Origin of the sequence: Streptomyces rectiviolaceus (genome assembly GCF_039533825.1) — a bacterium.
Taxonomy (GTDB): Bacteria; Actinomycetota; Actinomycetes; order Streptomycetales; family Streptomycetaceae; genus Streptomyces; species Streptomyces rectiviolaceus.
In genome coordinates this window covers 1-3,891 of the sequence record NZ_BAAAUG010000284.1, presented here as the reverse complement: position 1 = coordinate 3,891, position 3,891 = coordinate 1, and the positions used below count along the sequence as shown (strand labels likewise).

Annotated in this window: 4 protein-coding genes; 3 read left to right on the top strand and 1 reads right to left on the bottom strand. The window is 67.4% G+C overall.

The window, feature by feature from the left end; genetic code table 11:
- A partial coding sequence (locus tag ABD378_RS44020) for a ParA family protein (RefSeq protein WP_344531165.1) occupies window positions 1–1,073 on the top strand: 1,073 nt, incomplete at its 5' end.
- Entirely contained in the window at window positions 1,070–2,143 is a 1,074-nt protein-coding gene (locus ABD378_RS44015) for a ParB/RepB/Spo0J family partition protein (protein ID WP_344531163.1), read from the top strand. The genes ABD378_RS44020 and ABD378_RS44015, both read left to right, overlap by 4 nt.
- A 104-nt stretch (window positions 2,144–2,247) precedes the next feature.
- Here the strand turns inward: ABD378_RS44015 and ABD378_RS44010 are convergent, their stop codons facing one another.
- Complete coding sequence (locus ABD378_RS44010; protein ID WP_344531161.1) at window positions 2,248–3,150, bottom strand: LysR family transcriptional regulator; 903 nt, start codon at window positions 3,148–3,150, stop codon at window positions 2,248–2,250.
- Between the two features lie 188 nt (window positions 3,151–3,338).
- On the opposite strand from ABD378_RS44010, the gene ABD378_RS44005 reads away from it, so the two are divergent.
- On the top strand, window positions 3,339–3,644 hold the full coding sequence (locus tag ABD378_RS44005) for a DUF1330 domain-containing protein (RefSeq protein ID WP_262037378.1): 306 nt from the start codon (window positions 3,339–3,341) through the stop codon (window positions 3,642–3,644).
- Window positions 3,645–3,891: the final 247 nt, after the last annotated feature.

Sequence of the window (3,891 nt, the reverse complement as noted above, 5' to 3'; positions counted from 1 at the left end):
CCGGACAGTGGGCCTCCTTCACCCAGGTCGCCAAGGACCGCAAGGTCTCCCTGATCCAAGGGCTTGCCCAATCGGTGACGCTGTGGCTGGACACCAACCCGCCACCCACTGTCCCGCGCCGTAAGCACCCCAAGCGCCGCATTGTCTGCAACCAGAAGGGCGGCGTCGGCAAGACCGCCGTGACCTCAGGTCTCGGTGCGGCACTGGCCGAAGACCCGGAATCCCTTCACCCCGTACGGATCTCACGCCACCTGGCCGACCAGATCGCCGCACAAGAAGCTGCAGCACTCGATGAAGAGGCCACGCCGAGCCCAGCGAAGTCGCCGCTCAAAATCGAGGAGTTGCCCGGCCTGGGGCGCCGTATCCTCATGGTCGATTTCGACCCGCAGCGCCACCTGACCAAGCAGCTCGGGCAGGAAGACATTCCGATGAGCCCGGACTCCGACAGCCTCAGCAAGCACATGTCCGGCGAGGCCAAGGGCAATATTCGCGACCTGGTCGTCACCATCAACGACGACCGCTACGGCAACCGCCTGGATCTGCTGCCCGGCTGCAAGGATGCCTTCCTCCTGGACGTCGCCCTGTCCAAGGTGCGCTTCCGCGAGGCAGCCCTCGAGCGAGCTCTGGCACCCCTCGAGGCCGAATACGACGAAATCATCGTCGACTGCCCACCCAGCCTCGGCCTGAGCATGGACGCCGCGATCTTCTACGGCCGGCGGCGCGACGAGGAAGACACCGGCGTCTCGGGGCCGCTGATCATCGTGCAGGCCGAGGACAGCAGCGCCGACGCCTATGACCTCCTCATCGAGCAGATCGAGGACCTCCGCGAAGACATGGGAATCGAACTCGACTACCTGGGCATCGTCGTCAACCTCTACGACCCCCGCCGCGGATTCATCGCCACGTCCTCGCTGGACGCCTGGATCGCCATAAAGGACCCGCGCGTCGTCGCCGTCATCGGCGACCTCGGAGACCAGCGCAAGGCAGTGCGCGTCAAACAGCCGTTGCTGACGTTCTCGCCCCGCGGCGAGCAGGCCATCACCATGCGCGCACTGGCAAGGGAGCTTTCATGAGCCGCGTCGCCGACCAACTGGGAACCGGTGCGTCGTTCGGCAGGACCCGCAGCCAAGTCAGCGCCCGCCGGGCGGCTGTCGCCGCGGCTACCGGTGGCGTGCCCACCGAGGGAGTGCCCGACCCGACCTCCCTGCCTGTGGACCTCATCAGCCCCAACCCCGACAACCCGCGCACCACCTTCGGGGACCTGACGGACCTGGGCAACAGCCTGAAGGACCACGGCCAGAAGCAAGCCGTCACGGTCATGAACCGTGACGCCTACGTCACCGCGAATCCGGCGCGCGAGAGCGAACTCGAAGACGGCACCACCCACGTGGTCGTCGACGGCAGCAGCCGCCTGTGGGCCGCCCGCGAATTCGGCGTGGCCGAGTTGAAGGTGATGGTCGACGACTCCCAAGGCAGCACGGAAGAAGAGCTCCTCGAATCAGCCCTGGTCGCCAACGTCCACCGCCAGGACCTGGAGCCGATGGACGAAGCGCGAGCGCTGCAACGGCTATTGGCCATCCACCAAACCCAGACCAAGCTCGCCAAGCGACTTCACAAGTCACAAGGTTGGGTCTCCCAACGTCTGGCCCTGCTGGGCCTGACCCCCGAGCTGCAGCAAAGCCTCGAAGAGGGCACCGAGAGCGTCGACCTGCTGCGGGCTGTGGGCAACAAGCCCGCCGAACAGCAGCAGAAGGCGCTGGATGAACTCAAGGAGAAGAAGGCCGGCGAGGAGGGCATGCGTCGGCGCCAACGCAGCATGCCCCGCGCCACCCCTGAGTCTCGTTACGGCGTAATGGACGACACCGAGCGGGACGAGCCTGAAGCTGGGGCCACCGGATCCCGCGCCCCGCAGCCAGGTGTACCGCTCCAAGGTGAGGCCGCTACACCACAGGCCCGCAGGGCCGCGGCAGCTGAGACAGATGAATCGGCAGACCAGACGCGACGGCGTGAACCGCTGCCGGAACTGGTGGGAATCACGTCCATGCCTTTCGGCCGGCCCGAAGCGGTGCTCCGAATCCTCGAAGAGCACATGCCTGCCGAAAAGCTGGCGCAATTGATCAAGCTGCTCAACAACCGAACCTGATACACGGTTGGCCCCGCACCCCAGCCCGGCGGGGGAGTGGGGCCAGCTGCTCTTCGCCTCGGCCTCGCCACCGCCGGCGTCCGTCTCGCTTGACCTCTTGCGCGTCAGCCCGGCAGCCAGTGCAGCTCGTGCGCCAGGGTTTTGGCGACGGCACGGATGCGGCGGTGTAGCGGCGACTGCTCGTGTGGGAGGACCAGGTGGATCGTCAGGCTGGGCGCGCCTCGCAGCGGTCGCCAGGTGAGACCGGCTGGTTGTGCCGTGGCCGCGGCTTCTCCGGCCGGGGCGAGGGTGACCCCGTCGCGCAGGTCGCGCTGAGACATGTCGAAGGAGACTGCAGGCGTGTGGAATCGGGGGTGTGGTCGGGTGTCTCGGAACAGTGCGGACAGCTGATCGTGGATCACGGGGTTGGCCGCACGGTCCGGGAGTCGCAGCGGATACGCGGCCGCGTCGGCGATCTCGATCTCCGGGTGTTCGGCCAGCGGATGGTGCTGCGCCAGCTGGACCCCGATGCGCGCACGCCGCAGCAGGAACCGGCGCACGCCACGGCCCGGCTGTTCACCGCGGGTGATCCCGGCATCGATGCGGCCGTCGGCGACCGCGGGGGAGATCTCCGGTGTCGCCATCGGGACCGCGCCGACCTCGAGTCCGCTGTTGCCGCGAATCAGCCTGTCCACCAGGGCCGGTGCCGTCTCGGCCCCGGCGCTGAGGCTGTACCCGATGCGCAGCGTGCCCAGTTCACCGGCCGCCGCGCTCCGGGCGGTGTCCCATGCCCGGTCCAGCGCCGCCAGCGCGGGCGGCGCGGACTCCACCAAAGCCGCACCGGCAGTGGTCAATACGACGCTACGCGTGTTGCGGACCAGCAGGGCCGTACCGAGTTCCGCCTCCAATCGGCGCATCCGCGCGCTGAGTGCGGGCTGTGCGATACCGATCAGTGCGGCCGCGCGGGTGAAGTTCAACTCCTGCGCCAGCACCAGGAAGTACCGCAGGCTCACCGTATCCGGCGCCACGTGGCCTCCCTGCCGATTGATAACGATCCGTTCTGAGGCTATCCCGTACCGGTCTTTCCCCCGACCGCACATCAAGCCCTAGCCTGCGCATATGGCGATTCAACTGACCGCAGTACCCGTCGCCGGGATCGATCGATCTGAATGTCAATTCGAAGTCGGACGTGTCCGGCCCAACACAGGAGGTTTCCATGGCTAAGGGCTACTGGGTCAGTGTCTACCCCGCCATTTCCGACCCTGAGAGGCTGACCGCCTACGACAAGCTGGCCGGTCCGGCTGTCCAGGCTGGGGGCGGGCGCACCCTGTCCCGGATCCCGTCCCGTGGCGGTCGAGTCGTCGCCCACGAGGCCGGAATCACGCAACGCGTCGTTCTGATCGAGTTCGACAGCTTTGAACAGGCCGTCGCGGCATACGAGAGCGAGGCATACCAGAAGGCGCTGGTGGCCCTCCCCGACGGCGTCGAGCGCGACTTCCGCATCATCGAAGGCATCGACTGACCGGCGGGCCCAGCCATCGATGAGCATCCGTAAGCCGACCGCCTAGCCACACCACAGGCACCACCCTCTCCGGAGAGATCCCGCACAACTTGTCAGCCCACAGCGAGAAGGCTGAGTTCGGGCCGCTGTCGGGAGGGTCTCCCGCATGGCGGCCGGTCAGCTGCTTCGGCGCGCCCGGCCACCGCCTTGTGGCCGGGTGTGCATGTTGCGTCAGTGTGGTGCGTGGCGCGGTGATGGCGTGGACCAG